Source organism: Acidithiobacillus sp. IBUN Pt1247-S3 (genome assembly GCF_041146875.1).
GTDB lineage: Bacteria > Pseudomonadota > Gammaproteobacteria > Acidithiobacillales > Acidithiobacillaceae > Igneacidithiobacillus.
Genome location: NZ_JBFRXP010000004.1, coordinates 40,892 through 59,792 on the forward strand (window position 1 = coordinate 40,892; position 18,901 = coordinate 59,792).

Sequence of the window (18,901 nt, forward strand, 5' to 3'; positions counted from 1 at the left end):
TTTAATATTATGATTGTCCTGCTGTTATTCCGTTGCGGATACAATCCCCCAATGCCACGCCGCCGCGCCAATTCCCTAGTAGTGACAAGCCAGGCCAGTCTCGCAGAGCATTATCAATTGCATTGATGCGCTGTGCATGCCCGAGGTTGTACTGCGGGATGGCGCGAGACCAAATCTGTACCCGTTGGAAGCTTGGCTCACCCTCGATGCCCAAGATGGGGGAAAGATCATGCAACGCCTGAGGAACGAGCGCTTCCTCGCCGGAGAGCGGCTCGCGTGCGCCGCCGAGAAATATCGTGAGTAATACCTGTCCCTCCGGCGCGCGGTTGGGAAAGAGGGTAGAAGAGAATAGTGCCCCGAGCGTGGAAATGCCCAGTCGCCGCGGAATTAGTACACCAAAACCATCCAATGGATGTTGTACGTGCCTGCGATGAAAGCCAAGGGCCAGGGTTGCCACGCTAGGATATTCGATTGCTGCAAGCCGATCCCGCAACAATTGCGCCGCAGACGGCAAGATACGGGCAATGGCATCAGTAGGTAGGCAGAGGATCAATTTCTGTGTTTCCCAGGTGCCAGTCGTGCTTTCTACCTGCCACCCGTTTGCTGTTGGAGCAATCGCCGTGACCGCGCTATTGCAGCGCAGCTTGTCGCCGAGTTTCGCAGCACAAGCACGCGGAAGGGCCTGCATACCTCCAGGAAAAGATAGGAGACGGCTCTTTACGGCGGGGCGTTTGCGGCGCAAGCCGGCAAGCATCAGGGATCCGTGTTCCTGCTCCATCTGTGCCAGTCGCGGCAGACTCGCACTGAGCGACAAGCGCTCCGGGTCACCTGCAAAAACGCCGGATACAAAGGGATCCACCATCCAGTCGAGCACTTCCGAACCCAGGCGGCGGCGCACAAAAGTAGCCACGGATTCCTCGCTATGCGCGCGAGCGCGAAAGGGCTCGCCTAAGAGATGCAGGCGTGCGCGCAAGGATAATAGCTTGCCTCCCAGCAAGGCCCCAGGACCGAGAGCGACGAGCCGGTTTTGTCGGTTGAGGACGAAGCGGCGCCGCGCAATCGGGTTTGCCGCGATACCCGCAAGGGAAAGATTATGCAACAGTTCCGCAACCAGAGGGTCGCGAACGAGCAAGGTGTTGGGGCCTAGGTCGTAGGTGAAGCCCTCCTCGCTGTGACTACGAATGTTGCCACCGGCCTGGTCGCGGGCCTCGAGCAACAGGAATTCCTTGCCCTGTTCTTGCAGGCTCAACGCCAGGCTCAGGCCAGTGATTCCCGCGCCGACGATGAGATAGGGCAGCGATTTCATGGATTAGTCCTCCAGCGGTACTTCCGCCGCAGCGTAAGAGCGACTGTGGAGATACCAACGATGTGCGTGTCGCAATAGGGCAATGAGGATGGCGGTAACCGGCAGGGCGATGAGTAGACCAACGAAGCCAAATAGCTGGCCCCCGGCGAGAACGGCAAAAATCACCAATACGGGATGCAGCCCGATGCGGTCTCCGACCAACACCGGAATAAACAAAGTGCTCTCCAGGATTTGTCCGACGCCATAGACCGCCCAGACTTCCACCAGAGAGAGAAAAGCCCCGCCCTGGATATACATCGCCAGACTGGCAAGGATGATGCCGCTGGCAAAACCTAAGTAGGGGACAAAGCTCAGGAGACCGGATAGCAAGCCAATGAGAAGGGCGGTTTTCAGGCCCACAATACTGAGCCCGATGGCATAGGTGGCACCCAACGCGAGCATGTCCAGGAGTTGCCCGCGTAGGAATGCCATGAGCATGCGGTCGGAATCAATGGCCAATTGGCGGACCAAAGCGAGGCGCTGGCGCGGGATGAGTTCATCGAGGCGCTGTAGCAAGCGTGGCCAATCGCGCAACAGGTAGAACGTGATAACGGGAATTAGAAAGAAATTCATTAAGATGGAGAGCACGCCAGAGCCAGAAATGAGGGCTACTTGTAGACTGCTGCTGGCCCAGTGGGCAAGCTTACTGGCGTTTTTGCTGGCATAGGTAGTCAGGGTGTGACTATCGAGAGGGATTCCCAGGCGCTGGGAAATCTCTGGCAAGAATTGCGTCTGCAGCAAGTCGGCATATTGGCGAATGTAGTTGATGGCGATAAGCGTCTGGGCGCGCACAACGGGCAGCAGGGCAATAATGATCGCGGCGGCAAGCAGAACCGCAAGCAGAAAAACCAGTGTCGTACCCAAAGTTCTCCCCATGCGCCCACGCTGCAGGCGTGTGACCAGTGGATTCCCGAGATAGGCCAGCACGCCAGCAATGAGGAAGGGGGAGAGAATGGGGCCGAGCAGGTAGATCAGCCAAAGGAGTAAAGCGAGACCGATCCAAGGAAGCCAGCGTAACGGCATGTCTCAGTATTTCCTTTTCTGGATGCAGGGATACTCGCTGCATCTAATGCAGATTATGGCCACTGCCCTCCGCCGCCTCCAGCATGACTTGCTGCACTTCGGGGCTGAAATCGCCTTGGAGTACCTGTTGCCTACCTTCCTGAAAAAAGAGTTGCGCGTCCGCAGGGAGAAATTTTTGTAGGGCGGCAAAGGCGCTGCGCATGAGCTCTGGGGCTTGTGCCCGCGTGGCGGTGATCCCCCAGTTGAATAAGAGGATACGCCAGGGGCGCTGCGGGTCATTACTCTCCAGGTCGGCGGCGTAATCGGCCTCGGCCGCCTCTGCCACTGCACCCATCAAGCGCGCGAGGCTGGCGAGCGCAACAGGCTCACGCTCGCCATTGGCCAAGACGGCTAAGCCGTTTACTACCGGGTCGAGGGTGTGAATGGGTTGCTGCTCCTGTACCAGCCAAGCGGCTATGCTCACGCTAACGACCTCAAGCGCAGCCTTGCTTTTGCGCTCTCCCAAACGCTCTGCCCAGGTCGCGAGGTCCATCAGCAGGCCAATGGCGAGATCGCCAATACGTTCCGCCTCGTCTTCCGGTAGCGAAGGGTCCCAGCTGGTGGTGTCCTTCTCTAACACCGTAAAGAGCTGGCGCAAGGCATCAACCAGTTGCGGTGGGGTGATTTGTTCGCCTGTCGCAATGTTGCTTTCCGCAAAGCTGGCGAGGAGAGATTGCACCTGCTGTTCAAAGCGAGCTTTGGCGCTGGCAATGTCGGCGAGAGAAGGCACGGCGAGTTCCTCAAAGTGCGTAAATTGGGCTTTGATGGTATCATGAAAACTTTGCTAAAGCAGTTGTATTGGGAGTTCTTATGCCACAGTCCACACCCCCTCGTTCCGCGGTTGATCTACACATGCATTCTCTGCATTCCGATGGCAGCATGCGGGTGGAAGACTTGGTCGCGCGGGTCGCCAAGCGCGAGGTGCGGCTGATGGCACTTACGGATCACGATAACACTGCTGGCATTGCCGTAGCTGCGTTGGAGGCAGCCCGCCACGAGATCGATTTTATCCCTGGGGTAGAGGTTTCGAGTGAATGGAACGGTATCGGCATCCACATTGTAGGTCTTGGTATCGACATCGAGAACCAGGAACTGCAAGCTGGCCTTGATAAGATTATGGAGTTTCGCGATTGGCGCGCAGCGGAAATCGGTCGCCTGCTGGAAAGCGCGGGGATCTCTGGTGCAGAGTCAGGCGCGCGGCAACTGGCCGGGAGTCGCATGGTAGGACGCACCCATTTCGCCCGCTGGCTGCAGGACTCTGGTCACTGCCACGACAATGGCGAGGCATTTCAGCGCTGGCTTGGGCGTGGTCAGGTGGCCTACGTGCCCAGTGACTGGATTCCCATGGCTGAGGCGGTGTCCTGGATTCGCCAGGCAGGTGGTGTTGCCGTGGTTGCCCATCCTGGGCGTTACAAGCTGAGTGCGACGCGCCTGCGCGCCTTATTTGAAGAGTTTCGCGCTGCGGGTGGCGGTGCTGTTGAGGTCTCTTCGGGCGCACAGGGGGCTGCCGATCGGGAACACTTGAGCAAGTTGGCACAGCAACTCGGTCTTGCTGCTTCCCTTGGTTCGGATTTCCATGGTCCGGAAATCGGGCATGCCGAAATCGGGCAACTTGCGCCGCTGCCTGAAGGGGTACAGCCGGTGTGGGAGTGTCTCGGGCATTCCACCCCAATCGCCACCCACTGACGTCTTCCCATGCCCCAACTGCGCGAAAATATTCGTTTTGCTACCTGGGGAACGGTCGTTCTCGTCTTTGTCTATCTTGGGGCCCTCTATACCTTGAGCCCCTATGCCGGCCCGTTGCTCATGGGCGCCGTACTCGCCACAGTCGGCTGGCCGTGGCAGCGACGTTTAGAACGATCCTTTCATCTGCCACCCTGGCTCGCGTCCCTTTTGCACGCCCTGGCGTGGATGGCGGTCATCATCATCCCTGCCGTTCTCGTTGTCGAATCGATTCTGCCAGAATTGCTGAGGGTGGTTGCGCGCTGGCAGACAGGTGCACCGTTGTTGGGTGTGCCGCGGGAGTTGCAACAGATTCCCTACCTAGGCAAGTGGCTGGCGGCGCATCTGCGCCTTTTGAACGGCGCTCACATATCACATTTTTTCAGTGACCATGCCGCAGTCATCACCAGTTCCCTCGGGCAGCTCTGGTTTTTTGTTTTGCATACCTTTTTTGTCGCCCTGACGGTCTTTGCCATTAGTTTGCATGGCCGGCGCCTGGGTGAAATTTTGCACCTCGGTGCCAGTCAGCTTTGGGGACCAGAACGTGGTGACCGCTTCCTCCTCGCGGCGCGGGAGGCAACCCGTTCCGTTCTCATTGGCTTGATTGGTGTGGGGGTGATTGAGGGTCTGCTGATCGGGATTGCTTACGCAGTGGCGGGCGTCAACACCTGGCCGTTGTGGATGGTGGTTACGGCGCTGCTTTCTCCAATACCGTTCGGCGCCACGGTAGTGGTTGTGGCGGCAACTCTTTGGCTGGTTTTTGGCGGCCATTGGCTTGCTGGTCTGGTAGTGCTGGGCTGGGGCTTTTTCGTCATTACCTTGGCGGATTTAGTCATCCGACCGTTGCTAACGGGATCACAAAGCCAGGCGCCTTTTTTCCTGGTGTTTTTCAGTATCCTTGGTGGGGCGGCCGCCTTTGGCTTGATTGGTTTGATTATCGGCCCTATCTTGGTACTGATGGCGCGCGGCGTTTGGCTGGCCTGGGAACGTCGGGTCTTGCTCGAGCGCGGAACCGGAACAGGGGAAGTGCGATCTAACTCGTGAGTTTATGGAGGTGCAGAATGGATTATCAAATCTTTGATCAGCAGTACAATCAAATTGCACAGGCGACCCAGAACAATATTCAGGGCTTGCAGCAGGTAGCACAGAAGATGCAGTCGGCGATTCCTGATTCCAATCAATCGCGTGACCTGATTCTGGATCTGCGCAACATGGCGATGAATCTGCAGAGTCAACAGCAGAATGTGAACATGCTCTTGCAGCAGATGGGGCAACGCATCCAGCAGTTGGAGATGCAAATGCAGCAGATGGGGGGGCAGCCAGGAATGAACCCTAACATGGCGCAGCGTCCGTGGAATGCGCCAATGCAGGGCGGTATGGGTGGTGGATTTATGGGCAATGTGATGACTGGCCTGGGGCTAGGCGCGGGCTTTGCCGTTGCCGACAACATCGTCGACGATATCTTTAACATGTTCTGAGTGCTGTGACAGTAGGCAGGCGCAAGCGGCGGCCGCTCTGGCCGCCTTTTTTGTGGAGGAAAACGTGGCAGAAGAATGGATCTATGGCATCCACGCCGTCGAGGCGGCCGTCCAAGCGGGGGAGGTGGAGCGATTGTGGATGGCGCAAGAGCGAGCCGCTGACGCACGGGTGTTGGCAATCCGCCAGGCCGCTGCGGCGAGTGGTATTGCGGTCGTGCTGGAGCCGGCACAGGCTCTGGGGCGACGTTGTCGCAGCGAACAGCACCAAGGGGTGTTGGCGCGTGCCCTGCCGCTTCCGCCGCGAGATTGGAAGAGCTTTGCTGGACAACTACCAGACAATGCCTTCTTACTCATGCTCGACGGTGTCACCGACCCACATAATCTCGGGGCCTGCTTGCGTAGCGCCGAGGCGGCGGGTGTGGATGCTGTTCTACTGCCCAAGGACAACGCTTGCGGCATCACCGCCACGGTGCGCAAGGCCGCCGCTGGCGCTGCCTCGCGCGTGCCTGTCTTTTTTCTGACGAACCTGGCCCGCAGCCTGAAGGATCTGCAAGAGAGGAAATTTTGGGTGGCGGGTCTGGCCGGTGAGGCCGAGCAGAGCATGTACGCGGCCGATCTGCGTGGTCCCTTGGTGCTGGTCATGGGCAGTGAAGAAAGGGGTATGCGTCGCCTGATTCGCGAGCACTGTGATTTTCTTCTGCGCATTCCCATGGCCGGTCAAATCGAGAGCCTGAATGTCTCCGTTGCCACCGGGATCGTTCTCTTCGAAGCGCATCGTCAGCGGAGCGGGGAGGCGGTGGCACGGCATTCGCGCTAGAATTGAGTCAAAGCACAGGAGACCCCATGACCCCCAAGCTTGTCGATTCCCACTGCCATCTCGACTTTGATGATTTCGATGAAGATCGCGCGGAACTTCTGCAGCGCGCGCGGGAGGCTGGCGTTACCTCGATTTTGATTGCCGCGGTGCGCCAGCCGGATTGGGGGCGGGTGCGGGCGCTAGCCGATTCTGAGGCAGAGATTTGGGGGGCGGCAGGGGTACATCCCAATGAGCCCGCCGAAGAAACGCCCAAATATGCAGATCTGCTCGCGGCTCTCGATCATGAAAAAATTGTCGCTGTTGGGGAAACCGGCTTGGATTATTTTCGCATGGAAGGGGATCTTGCCTGGCAACAAGAGCGCCTGGCGATGCATATTGCGGCGGGACGCGAAACCGGCAAGCCGCTGATCATTCACACCCGCGAGGCCGCTGTCGATACCCTCGCGATATTGCGCGGCGAGGGCGCCCGTGATTGCGGCGGCGTCATTCACTGTTTTACCGAAAACCTCGATTTTGCCCACCAAGCGCTGGATCTGGGCTTTTACATTTCGTTTTCCGGCATTGTCACCTTCAAAAATGCCAAGAATCTGCAAGAAGTTGCGAAAGTCGTCCCGCAAGAGCGGCTCTTGATAGAGACGGATGCACCGTTTTTGGCACCTGTGCCCATGCGCGGAAAGCGCAATGAGCCCGCATTTGTTGCGCATGTTGCACATTTTCTTGCCGAATTGCGCGGGGAAGATTTGGCGGGTCTGAGCGCGGCAACCAGTCGTAATTTTCGCCAGCTCTTTCATGTGCCGGAGCCTGCATGCGCATAGAATTCCTGGGTACGGGCTCCAGCGCCGGGACCCCGGTAATCGGCTGCGATTGCCCGGTTTGCCGTGGAGGGAATCCGCGCAATCAGCGCAGCCGGGCGAGCATCCTGGTGCAAGAGCAGGGCACCCAGATTCTCATCGATACTGGGCCGGATTTGCGCATGCAAATGCTGCGTTCCGGTGTCTGTCATCTCGATGCCGTTTTTTATACGCACTTTCATGCCGACCATATCAATGGGATTGATGATCTACGCGCCTTTAATTTCCTCGCTAAGCGTGTCATTCCTTGTTATGCCGATCCACGCACAGCACGGGAATTGGAAGACCGATTTCGTTACTGTTTTCTGCCCCCCGATCCAGCTTGGGCAAAACCATCCTTGTCGATGACGGTAATCGAGCGAGTACAGCGGGTGGGAGTGATCGACGTTCTTCCTATACCGGTCTTGCATGGAAAGCTTCCGATTTATGGCTATCGCTTTGGCAATGCCGCGTATCTTACCGATCTGAAGACGATCCCGGAAGAGAGTTACGTGCTGCTGGAAGATCTTGACCTGCTCATTCTCGATTGCCTGCGCGAGGAAGAGCATCCCACCCATGTCAACCTAGAAGAATCTCTCGCCATTGCGGCGCGTATCAACGCCAAAAAAACCCTGCTTACGCATATGACCCATGAGTTGGATTATCAGCGCTTGTTGGCTCTCCTGCCAGAACACGCTGCGCCCGCGTATGACGGTTTAATTGTGGATTTGTAGTTTTTTATTTTATTCTTCTGCTCTTATCTATAGGGTATTCCGTATTATGGAATAGATATCTTATTGCGGAATAATGATGGGTGGTCTAGTCTCCAATATAGCCGCAGTAGGTAGAATTTTTAGTAAATGAAAATATAAGAAAATTTTTGTTTACCTTCCTCGCGGCTATGGTGCCTCTTTTGAGGTAATCAGTCTTCAGGCAGGAGAGTTGATCATGTCGATACAAGAAATGCCGGAGTATTCCTCGTCTTACCGTTGGGTCATGGCGGCAATCACTGGAGTCATCATGACTACCAGTTTTATATCTCTTACCTCGTTCGGTGTATCGGCTCCGGCCATGGCCGCAGCGATGCATGTTTCTTTGCAGTCACTTTCTACCGATGGCATTGATGCCTTCTCTGTGGGTCTGTTTATCGCGTTTTTTCTCGGTCATGGTGGAATATTTGATACGCGGATTCGATCGGGAGTATTGGTTGCGCAGCTTTTCCTAATTATTCCGCAGATCCTCATTCCCATTCTTATGCCCATCACGCAATCTCTTATTTTATTGATCATATTCCGCTTTCTTCAGGGTCTGATGATCATGATGATTGCCCTGTTTTCCTTACAACTGGCGGGCTGGTTTCGCTCCAGCCAGCGGGGAATATCGCTGGCAGCGATGTTGGGTGCCATTACCTTGGGTGGTGCTGTTGGTGGTGTGATTACGGGAGATTTGTCGTCTTTGGGTTGGCAGGCCGTATACTTTATTACGGCGGCGATTATGATCGCTGGCGCCGTGGTCTATTTTGTCTTTGCCCGGGATGCTACTAGCCACGCCGAAGGAATCAAAAAATCCAAAGCGGAACATCGCAAGCACAAATTGTGGTCTTATCCCATGACCTGGATCATGGGTATCGTCCAAATTCCAAACAATTGGACATTGTTTACGATCGGCGGTTTTTTGCCGATATATGCCTATCATCTGGGTTACAAGCCAGAGGAAACTGGTAACGTAATGTTTATTTGGGGATTGATGGGATTTGCGGCAGCAATCCTGGGTGCATTGCTCGGCGATTATTGGGCAAAGAGGAAGAATACGCACCGAAATTTCGTCAATGCACGTCTTGGGGTCATCAGTGTGGCAAATGTATTCATCATCATCGGCGCTCTGATGATTTTGTATGTTGCACCGATTTCTTATCCGTTATTACTCCTTTCGGCTCTTGTTGTCGCCTGCACGATGGCTACACCACCGAATTACTGGGCATCTCCGTGTAATATGTTCCCCGTTGCGACAATGGGAGCAGGTGCCTTTGCTATCGGCGTGATATCCAACTCGGTGAGCGCCATCGGGCCAGTCGTATCGTCAGTGATCATTCGTACCGTTGGCTGGAGTGGCGTGTTTTGGGTGATGGTCGGATTGGCGGCTGTGGGGCTAGGTGTGAATTATCTGGCGAGCCAAACAGGTTTACCGATCGAAATTGAGGGTGATGCCGACGATTCTGTTTCTTGTGCTACGGGTTTGCGTCATTAGTGGGTAGCTGGCGTGTTGAGATTGATGCGCTGGGCGGTTTCCTGTAGTAGTGGTATGCACTCTTCTTTGCGGCGGTGAATGCGGACGCCGAGACAGCCAACGCCGATCTCGGCCTCCTCATTATCGCGTGCATAACCGTCTTTTTGTGCTTGCTGCGCCGTATTCCAGAGGGTAGAGACTTGGGTAAGCGAATGGGTGGTGAGCGCGCAGAAACTCACCCGTCCTGCCTTGGTTATCCAGTCAGACCTGTTCAGTGCGTATACCCGCGTGACCGTGTTGCTGTTCACCAGCACGCTGGTGGATACGCCCCTCCTGCGCGTCACGATACAACCGCACACCGATAATGGGCTGCAGCGAACCTCACAAGTAATGATCGACAAAGCCATGACGGTGACGCGCGAAAAGTTGGGACTGGTCTTCGGGTCCCTGGATGCAGAAAACCTGGTGCAGGTAGACCGCTGTTTGTCGGTCTTTTTGGGGATTGTGAAATAGTCCACCGCTGCGAGCCAGGAGCGCCGCCAACACCTATCCTATGGTGAGGTGACGATGATATCCTTGGTTGAGTTATAGGCCCTGCCATTGCGAGCGGGAGCGTAAGCCAGCAAAAATACCATGCAGCCGAATGCGACCAATCCAGAAACACCCAAAATCGGATGGCCCTTTATAACACGAAGGAGTGATGGCACAGCAAGTCAGAGAGTTACGATCTGGCGTTGCGCTTCAACATTGAAACCGCCAAGATAAATTTTCCGCCCGATGAACCGTAGCTGCGACCCAAAGGAAACCGATAATGCCGCAACGTAAAAGCAGTCGCCGGATTATGCTGACAGCGGCAGCATTGATTATTGTGGCCATCGGCTTTGCTGCCTGGGCATTCACCGGTAATGCAGAACCCCATTCTGGCGCGCTGGCAACCCGTAGCACCACAGCACAACCCTTACCTCCGACCCTACGTCGTGACAACAACACCCCGGCCATCCCCGAAGTCCTGCCCACAGCGCCGACGAATTCCTCGAATATCGGTACCACGCTACCCATAGTCAACCTGTCCCGCGCCCTGCCCGGCTTGGGGAACGATGCGGAGACTTATGCCAGTGATCTGGAGTCCTCCAAGCTGGGGCACAACTTCCGTGCGGCGGGGCAGGCCAACGACCAGGCGATTCGCGCAGCCCTCAAAGCCGGTGATTCGGCCAAGGCCACACGCCTCCAGGCCCAGCATGAAGTCTGGAAAAAGCAGCAACGTGCCCATGCCCTGGACACAGCGGAAAAGGCTTACGCTACGGGCGATTGGTCATCAGCCGTCGCTGACTACCAGCAACGTATTGCCCTTGGCAATAACGACAATCCGCAGATCTGGTGGCACCTCGCCAATGCCATGCGCAACAATGGCGCGCCCTTAGAGAAAGATATCGCTTACACCGCCTATCTCGCTTATGAGCGCACCATTCAGCAGCACAAACCCGATGTCGCCATACTGCTTCCCGCGCTGAATCTTTTACGGCAAACCTTGGCGGCGCGAGGTAATCACCTGGGCGAAATTCATTTGCTGGAAGCCATGTATCGCGCTTACCCGGCGGATGCGCAGATTGCCACGGAATTGAAAACGGCGGTGATGACCTATGGCTTTCAGGTGCAAAGTGTTACCCCGGATGCCAACCAGTTCCCAACCCGCACCTGTGTGAAGTTTACCGCTCCGCTCTCCGATGCACCGGATTTTCATGCCAGCAACTGGGTAACCTTTTCTCCGGCACAGCCCCATGCGGTGGTGGTCCGTGAGAACGGCGGCATTTGCGTCACCGGTTTGCCTGCGGGCAGTCGCACGCAGATGCGCATCCGGGCAGGACTGCCCGCCATTGCCGGTGCGGTCATGACGGCGGCGAAAATCGTCACGTTGACCTTGCCCAATCGCTCACCCAGCATTATCTCCGATACCGGACGTTTTATTATTCCGGCATCATTGCCACCAGTGGTAGGCTTCTCCGGCGTCAATATTTCGCGGGTCAAACTGCAGATCAATCGGGTGCCGGAACGCGCCCTGCTGGCCTTCGTCGCCAATCATCCGTTGCTGAATCAGGACGGCGACGAATCCACCCTGGATAACCAGAACAGCCTGACGGTCTGGCACGGGACGGCAGACATACCGCATTTCATGCAGAACCAGTTGATGCACACGCGATTGCCCCTGCCCAAAATCCTTCAGAAGCCAGGGCTCTACGCGATCGAGATCAGCCCCGGAGACGGCACGCCCAATGCCAACGGCAGCCTCAACACCGTGCAACTGGTGTTACGCACCAACCTAGCACCGACGGTCTGGCAGGGGCGTAATGGCTTGTATGTGCAGATGCGTCGCTATACCGACGCCAGCCCCTGGAGCGGTGTCAAAGTCGAACTCATCGCCCAGGACAACGATATTCTGCAAATGGTGCGGACCAATAGCGACGGCATTGCTGTCTTCCCGAAGCCCATCCTGCAGGGCAGCGGCGGGCAGAGTCCAGCGGCGCTGCACATTTATGGACCCGGTAATGAGTTCACCCTCTTTAACCTGCAGGGCTCGCCGCTGAATCTGTCTGGACGTGGCATCTCCGGGCGGACGGCGCTGAAGCCGGTCAGCCCTTTCCTGTGGCTGGACCGCGGTATTTATCGTCCCGGCGAGACGGTGCATGTGGCGGCCATTTACCGCAGTGCAGCCGGCAAACCACTGGACTTGCCTTTGCACCTCGTCGTCCGTCGGCCCGGCGGGCAGGTTTTCCTGGACAAGGTCCCCAAACTGTCTGACGACGACGCTATCGCGGTGCCCGTCAAACTGCCGTTGGCGGCGCAGGATGGTAACTGGAGCGTGAGCCTGTCTACTGGCGTGCATGAGCCCGATCTGGCGAAGGAAACCTTCACAGTATCCGCCTTTGTACCGCCGACCCTAGCCGTCGAACTGGGCAACGCCAAGGCCGTTCCGGCGGGCCAGCAGGTACAGTGGCCGGTGCATGTGCGTTATCTCTACGGTGCCCCCGGCGCCCATCTATCGGGCACGGCACGGATCAGTCTGAGCAGCGGCCCCATCCCTTATCCGCAATGGCAGCACTACCGATTCGGCTTGCATGGCGAGGTAGTTACGGCACAGGTGCAAGAGCCCACATTGCCGGAAACCGACGCTACGGGCCTCACTCAGGTACCCATTGATTTGCAAAAAATGCCGGACAGCACCCGTTTTCTGGAGGCGCATGTGGCGGTCTCCATCAACGAGCCCTCTGGCCGCCCGGTGAACAGTCGCATCACTCTGCCCATCACGCCGGATCATCCCCTCATCGGCATCGAAAGCGGGTTTCAGGATGAAACCGTAACCGCAGGGAAAATGCCGGTTTTCCACATCGCGGCGGTGGCCCCAGACGGCAAGGCTAGGGTTATGCCGGTGCAGATCCAGGTGGTTCGGCAGTCTTCCGAGTGGAATATCTCCCTACATCATGGAGTAGCTAGTTGGGGCTATACCTACATTAACCATCCGGTGCTGACCAAGGAGGTAACCTTGCTGGCGGGTCAGCCCTACGCCCTGCAACTGCCCGTGCTGGACTATGGCCGTTACCGCCTGCGAGTGATTGAAGCCCACGGCGGCCTGGCCGCCAGTTCGGTGATTTTCTACTCCGGCTGGCAGACCAGCGGCAATCCAGGGGCGCCGCAGCGGGTTTCCGTGCGCAGCGGCACAGCGGAATATGCCGCAGGCAGCACCGCCGATATCCATGTCTCCGCGCCCTTCTCCGGCCCGGCGGTGCTGGTCATCGCCAACGACAAGATTTTGAAGGTGAAGAACTTTACCCTGCGCAAAGGGGGCCGTACTCTGCACGTGCAGGTCCGGAAGGGTTGGGGCGCGGGCGCCTACGCACTGGTGGATGTATTCCGTCCCGCCACTGCTACCGAGGCCCCGGAACGGGCCATCGGCCTGACTTGGCTCGGCCTCCAGCCCGGCCACCGTGCAATCCCGGTCCGCTTTGCCGTCCATCCAGTGTACCGCCCGCGGCAAACCATCCGGATCTCGGTTAAAACCCGCCCCGGTGCCTATGTGACGGTGGCGGCGGTCGATAAAGGTATCCTCAATCTCACCCAGTTCCCCAATCCCAACCCACTGCACCATTTCTTTGGTAAGCGGCGGCTGGATATCAGCGTCTTTGACGACTACGGCGCCCTGCTGGCCCGCCCCACGGGTTTTGAAGCCTTGCTGCAAAACGGCGCAGGGGCCAATTTCGGTCCGGCGGCACGACCCATTCCGCAGAAGGTGGTGGCGCTCTTCGCCGGCCCAGTGCAGGCCAATAGTGATGGCATCGCCGAACTGCCCCTTACAGTGCCGGAGTTCAATGGCGAACTGCACCTCATGGCCGTGACCTGGAAAGGCGACGCGGTCGGTGCAGGGGACACCAGCATCATTGTTCGCAACCGCCTCATTGCCAATCTGCTGCTGCCGCGCTTCCTGTCTCCCGGCGACAGCGCCCAGGCAACGGTCATGTTGCAGAATTTGAAGCTGCCCGCAGGCGTATATCACAGTCACGTCACGGCGACCGGGCCAATCCGCGTCGGGAGCAACAGCCATAGCGAGACATCCCTGAAACCCCAGGCCATGCGTCTGCTACCGGTTACCTTGACGGGAACCGGAGAAGGTACGGCGCACCTGGCCCTGACCATCAATGGTCCCGGAGGCTACAGCCTGGTTCGCCATTGGAGTATGGTGGTGCATTCCACCCAACCGCCCATTTCCAAAAACCATAATCTGACGCTGGCGGTGGGTGGCCAGCGCGCACTACAGCCGGAGACCCAAGGCTTTATCCCCGGTTCCACCGCGAGCGCGGTGACGCTCGGCAATACCATGCCTTTCAATCCCAAGGCCTATGTACAGGCCCTGTACCAGGGTCGGCACTGCGGTTCCCTCCTGGATGCCGCCAGCGAAGGCCTGCCGTTGACGGTGCTGAAACCGCCGCTGATCACACCACGGCGTGCCGCCAAACTCCAGGATTACGTCAATCAGGTGCTGAATTACCAGCGCTACGATGGAGCCTTTGGCCTTTGGTCCAACAATGGCGACGCCCAACCCTGGCTTACGGCTTTTGTCACCGAATTTCTCCTGCGTGCCCAGAAGGCCGGAGCTACCGTGCCGCAACCCACCATCGATCAGGCGCTGCACTGGCTGAGTCAAGAAGTCGAAAACGAAAACCATACCGTCTTTGATCGCATCTACGCCGTTTATGACCTAAGTCTGGCGGGCAAACCTCCTGCGGGGGCCATCCGCATGCTGGCACGGCACATGGACCAGATCAGCATGCCCTTGGCGCTGGCGCAACTGGGTTCGGCCCTCAACACCATCGGCGAGCCGCATCAGGCGCTAAAAGCCTTGCAGAAGGCCATCAAAACGCAGGAGCCTGTCAGTGGCGATTGGTGGTGGGGGCGCTCCGACTGGGATGCGGCCTTTGGCTCGCCGTTACGCGATGCCTGGGCTGTGCCCACCATCATCGCGCAGTCCGGCCTGATGCCCGAGGCCGTGACCAGACTGCGGCAGGACCTCCCAGGTGCAGGGTTGGCGCCCGACGACCTCACCACCCAGGAGCTCGCCTGGGCGCTCTACGCCGACGGCGTGCTGGGCGGCGCGGGTAAAATCGTCCATGTCCAATGGGGTACTCAGATTATTCAGCGGACAGGGCCTGTGGTCCTGCCCCTGATTGGTCCCATGACGCTACGCAATCTGGGTAAGGAAACCCTCCCCGTTTCGCTGGCGACCACCGGTATCACATTGATGCCGCCGCCCGCGGCCACCCACGGGATGGAGGTCAGTCGGGCTTTTTATACGCTGGCCGGTAAGCCGCTGAAGCCAGAATCTATTCCACAAAACACTGTCTTCGTAGTCGTGTTGAAAGGGGCGATCACCGACAATCTGCCACACCGCGCACTGCTCGATATGGGTTTGCCGCCGGGCTGGGAACTGGCGGGTAGCGTAACACCGAGCAAAGTGCCCAGCCTATCCTGGCTGCATCATCTGACAGCGCCGGAAGCTACTACAGCTGCCGATGATCGCTATGAAGCGGCCTTTCAGATGGCCCCCAAAAACAATGATGCATTCAACGGCAACGGGGTTCCGGACTTCAAGACGGCGATCCTGTTGCGCGCCGTTACCCCCGGTCACTACGTCCTGCCGGGGGTCACCGTCAGCGATCTCTTTCACCCCTCCATATTCGCGCGCACGGCCGGGCGGAAGGTGGCCGTGACGCTACCGTCCCCCTGAGTAGCCCATGACCAAGCGATGGTCTGGCTCGCTGGAGTGTGGTGTGGCCCGAGGTAAATACCGTTGGTGGCGACGGGTCGGGCGCTGGATGCTTACCGGCATCGGCGTGCTGGCGGTCACCGCCTGGTTTATGGCGCCCGGTACCAGGACCCTGACGCAAGAGGGCCGCATTATCTATGACCGACACGGCCATGTGCTGGCCATGTTCCTAAATAAACAGCAGCAGTGGGCCTTCGCCACCGGTCCGCGACAGATCAGCCCGGTGATGCGACGGATGCTGGTGGCCATTGAGGACCGGCATTTCCGCTGGGATCCCGGCGTCGACCCGCTCGCCATTCTTCGCGCCGTGGGACAGATAGTACTGGCGGGTCACGTGGTATCCGGCGCCTCCACCATCACCATGCAAGTAACACGGATGCTCCATCCTCAGCCCCGCACCCTACCTGTAAAGATGCTGGAAGCCATGCAGGCCATTTCCCTCTTCGAACACCATTCCAAATCTGCTGTGCTGGGCATGTGGCTATCCCTAGCCCCGGAGGGTGGCAATATCGAGGGGGTCGAAGCCGCCGCCCATGCCTGGTTCCACCAGTCACCGCGCACCTTGGGACCAGCGCAGGCGGCTTTTCTGGTGATGCTGGTGCGCAACCCCAACCAGCTCAATCCGCTGATTCATCCGCGGGCCGCCCTCGCCACCCGCAATCAGATCTTGCGGGAATCCTGGCGGCAAGGCGTCATTTCCCGGGCAGCGTTGGAGCGCGCCTTGGCCACCCCGTTGCCCCAGCGTCTCTACCCCATGCCTCTGCTCTCGCCCCAGGCGGTTTCGACGCTGCCCAGTGACACCCGCACCACTCTGAATGCGCCCATGGATCGCGCCATTGCCGTCATCGCCCGGCAGACCCTTCGCCACATGGAGCCGTCAGAGAGCGTTGCCATCGTGGTGGTCAGTCTCAAAACCAAAGGCATCCGCGCCATTTACAGTGGCGACTGGGGCAATGCTCAGCGCGATGGCTTCATCGACATGACCCAAGCCATACGTTCGCCGGGGTCGGCTCTCAAGCCTTTCCTCTACGGACTCAGCTTTGAAGCTGGGCTGATCCGCCCGACCACCAATGTGGCCGATTTTCCCAGCAATTTCGGAGCCTATGAACCCAATGATTACAATGACACCTACATGGGGGTCGTGACGGCGACCACTGCGCTGCGGCGCTCGCTGAATGTGCCCGCTATCGACCTCATCAAAGCCTATGGGCCTTTGCGCTTTGCGGCACACCTGACGGCGGCGGGCACGCCAGTGATGTTGCCTTACGGGGCCGACCCGGCCTTGCCCCTGGCCTTGGGCGGCGCAGGTATTTCCATGCGTCGACTGGTGGCACTTTATGCCGGGCTGGCGAATGGCGGGATGGTGGAGCGTCTGCATCTGATTGCTGGCCAGCGCCGTAGACAACGACGCCTGCTATCGCGTCATGCGGCAGAGGAGGTCATCGCCATCCTTAACCGTCCCTTCCCCTTCGGCGGCCCCACCGGCATCGCCTGGAAAACCGGTACCAGCGCCGGCAACCGCGACGATTGGGCCATTGGCTTGAACCACCGCTACGCCGTTGCTATCTGGATCGGTCAGCCCAACGGTGCTGCCCTCCCCGGTGATACCGCCCTTGCCGCTATTCCGATTCTCGCCAGGATCTTCAGTATCCTGCCGGGCCGCGCCTTGTCGGTGCATCCGCCCACCCGGCCGCTGACCCTGCACCAACTACCCATGGGCACCCTGCTGGAGATCGCCGCACCTGCACCGAGCGCACAACTGACCGCCGGTAAACCGGTCAGTATTCGCGTGCTCGGCGGCAGCCGACCCTTTCATTTTCTGGTGGATGGTCGCCCCATTCCGTCCAACCCGGCCTTGAGAAGCGTGCGCTGGACACCCCCTGTGGCGGGTTTCTACCATCTCAGCATTCTCGACGCCAACGGCAAACTGGTGACGCGGGCGTTGCGGGCAGTACCGAAGATCAATGCCGCTAGTGTGGAGTGGGGCAGCACTACCGCTACGCAGCCGTAGAAAACGCAAAACACCTGACAGTCAGAACTCCAGTGGTGGGCCATTTCATTTTTAAGGCTGCCCCAGATACTCTCGATCGGGCTAGTGTCATAGCAATAAAATGGATTGGCGGCTGTGGGGTTGGGTGTAAATTATCTGGCGAGCCAAACAGGTTTACCGATCGAAATTGAGGGTGATGCCGACGATTCTGTTTCTTGTGCTACGGGTTTGCGTCATTAGTTGGTAGTTGGCGTGTTGAGATCGAGAACGACGGTTAGTCCTTGTAAGCGTTTTTCGATGCGCTGGGCGGTTTCCTGTAGCAGTGGTATCCACTCTTCTTTGCGGCGGTGAATGGGCGAGGAGATACTGAGACCTACGAGGCAGGGAAGTGGAGTGTGAATGAGGACGCCGAGACAGCCAACGCCGATCTCGGCCTCCTCATTATCGCGTGCATAACTGTCTTTTTGTGCTTGCTGCGCCGTATTCCAGAGGGTAGAGACTTGGGTAAGCGAATGGGTGGTAAGCGCAGGTAGGCCGGTGCGTTTTGCATAATCGCGTACCCAGTCATAGCCATGTTGTGCCAGCATCAATTTCCCGACAGCAGTGCAGTGTAATGGTGCGCGCGAGCCGATGACTTGCTCAACCCGCATCATTCGTGGTGAAAGCACGCGCTCGATGTACAGCACCTCATCGTCATGTTCGACGGTCAGATTTACGGTTTCTTCGATTTGATCACGTAACCAAGCCATGCTCGGCTGCGCCAACGCGCGCAGGTCGGCGCGACCGTGGACAACGCGGCTCCATTCTAATAAGCGCTTGCCAAAGCAATAATTTCCCTGGATATCACGCTCCACCAAGCCGTTCTCTTGTGCCGATGCCAGAATGCGAAATGCCGAGGAAGGGGCTAGGCCGGTGACGGCAGAAAGCACCTTTAATGAAGTGCTGCCGCCCTCCTGTGCGAGTGCGTCCAAGAGAAGGCGCAGGCGGTCGATGACCTGTACGGAGCCATGGGAGGCAGAATTTTCATTTTTCATAATGCGGAACATCTCCCTCATTGCGGAATATGTGTATCTCTACTACTATGTAGTTAAACCTTTCTGACTACGGGATGCCAGTAT

General features: G+C 58.0%; 15 protein-coding genes. 10 read left to right on the plus strand and 5 right to left on the minus strand.

Annotated elements, in window-relative coordinates; all coding sequences use genetic code 11:
* Positions 1–7: 7 nt before the first annotated feature.
* Genes hemG through AB4090_RS04045 form a run of 3 tightly spaced genes read right to left on the minus strand, consistent with a single transcriptional unit; the run spans position 8 to position 3,137 of the window.
* Positions 8–1,306 (minus strand): protoporphyrinogen oxidase, encoded by a 1,299-nt coding sequence (hemG, locus tag AB4090_RS04035; RefSeq protein ID WP_369572577.1) that lies wholly within the window; start codon positions 1,304–1,306, stop codon positions 8–10.
* A gap of 3 nt (positions 1,307–1,309) precedes the next feature.
* Positions 1,310–2,368 (minus strand): AI-2E family transporter, encoded by a 1,059-nt coding sequence (locus AB4090_RS04040; protein ID WP_369572578.1) that lies wholly within the window; start codon positions 2,366–2,368, stop codon positions 1,310–1,312.
* 43 nt (positions 2,369–2,411) lie between these two features.
* A complete protein-coding gene (locus AB4090_RS04045) occupies positions 2,412–3,137 on the minus strand; it encodes a hypothetical protein (protein ID WP_369572579.1) in 726 nt (241 codons plus the stop codon).
* A 122-nt stretch (positions 3,138–3,259) separates the two neighbouring features.
* On the opposite strand from AB4090_RS04045, the gene AB4090_RS04050 reads away from it, so the two are divergent.
* From AB4090_RS04050 to AB4090_RS04080, 7 genes are all read left to right on the plus strand, one after another.
* On the plus strand, positions 3,260–4,093 hold the full coding sequence (locus tag AB4090_RS04050) for a PHP domain-containing protein (protein WP_369572705.1): 834 nt from the start codon (positions 3,260–3,262) through the stop codon (positions 4,091–4,093).
* A 9-nt stretch (positions 4,094–4,102) separates the two neighbouring features.
* Positions 4,103–5,173, plus strand: coding sequence for an AI-2E family transporter (locus tag AB4090_RS04055; RefSeq protein ID WP_369572580.1), 1,071 nt, complete (start codon positions 4,103–4,105; stop codon positions 5,171–5,173).
* Between the two features lie 17 nt (positions 5,174–5,190).
* Positions 5,191–5,607: a hypothetical protein gene (locus tag AB4090_RS04060; protein WP_369572581.1), complete on the plus strand. Its 417-nt coding sequence runs from the start codon at positions 5,191–5,193 to the stop codon at positions 5,605–5,607.
* Between the two features lie 64 nt (positions 5,608–5,671).
* Positions 5,672–6,424, plus strand: a complete 753-nt coding sequence (rlmB, locus tag AB4090_RS04065) for a 23S rRNA (guanosine(2251)-2'-O)-methyltransferase RlmB (protein WP_369572582.1) — start codon at positions 5,672–5,674, stop codon at positions 6,422–6,424.
* 26 nt (positions 6,425–6,450) lie between these two features.
* Complete coding sequence (locus AB4090_RS04070) at positions 6,451–7,239, plus strand: TatD family hydrolase (RefSeq protein ID WP_369572583.1); 789 nt, start codon at positions 6,451–6,453, stop codon at positions 7,237–7,239.
* Positions 7,230–7,988 (plus strand): MBL fold metallo-hydrolase, encoded by a 759-nt coding sequence (locus AB4090_RS04075; RefSeq protein ID WP_369572584.1) that lies wholly within the window; start codon positions 7,230–7,232, stop codon positions 7,986–7,988. The genes AB4090_RS04070 and AB4090_RS04075 overlap by 10 nt, the downstream gene beginning before the upstream one ends.
* Before the next feature lie 214 nt (positions 7,989–8,202).
* Positions 8,203–9,501 carry an MFS transporter gene (locus AB4090_RS04080; RefSeq protein ID WP_369572585.1) on the plus strand — a complete coding sequence of 433 codons (1,299 nt, stop codon included), beginning with the start codon at positions 8,203–8,205 and terminating at the stop codon, positions 9,499–9,501.
* Here AB4090_RS04080 and AB4090_RS04085 read toward each other — a convergent pair.
* Positions 9,498–9,719: an IclR family transcriptional regulator C-terminal domain-containing protein gene (locus AB4090_RS04085; protein ID WP_369572586.1), complete on the minus strand. Its 222-nt coding sequence runs from the start codon at positions 9,717–9,719 to the stop codon at positions 9,498–9,500. The genes AB4090_RS04080 and AB4090_RS04085 overlap by 4 nt on opposite strands.
* Here AB4090_RS04085 and AB4090_RS04090 point away from each other — a divergent pair.
* From AB4090_RS04090 to AB4090_RS04100, 3 genes are all read left to right on the plus strand, one after another.
* Positions 9,700–9,993, plus strand: a complete 294-nt coding sequence (locus AB4090_RS04090; protein ID WP_369572587.1) for a type II toxin-antitoxin system PemK/MazF family toxin — start codon at positions 9,700–9,702, stop codon at positions 9,991–9,993. The genes AB4090_RS04085 and AB4090_RS04090 overlap by 20 nt on opposite strands.
* 298 nt (positions 9,994–10,291) lie before the next feature.
* Entirely contained in the window at positions 10,292–15,754 is a 5,463-nt protein-coding gene (locus AB4090_RS04095; protein ID WP_369572588.1) for an MG2 domain-containing protein, read from the plus strand.
* Between the two features lie 7 nt (positions 15,755–15,761).
* Positions 15,762–17,804: a transglycosylase domain-containing protein gene (locus tag AB4090_RS04100; protein ID WP_369572589.1), complete on the plus strand. Its 2,043-nt coding sequence runs from the start codon at positions 15,762–15,764 to the stop codon at positions 17,802–17,804.
* A 215-nt stretch (positions 17,805–18,019) separates the two neighbouring features.
* Here AB4090_RS04100 and AB4090_RS04105 read toward each other — a convergent pair whose 3' ends face one another.
* Positions 18,020–18,817 (minus strand): IclR family transcriptional regulator, encoded by a 798-nt coding sequence (locus AB4090_RS04105; protein WP_369572590.1) that lies wholly within the window; start codon positions 18,815–18,817, stop codon positions 18,020–18,022.
* Positions 18,818–18,901: the final 84 nt, after the last annotated feature.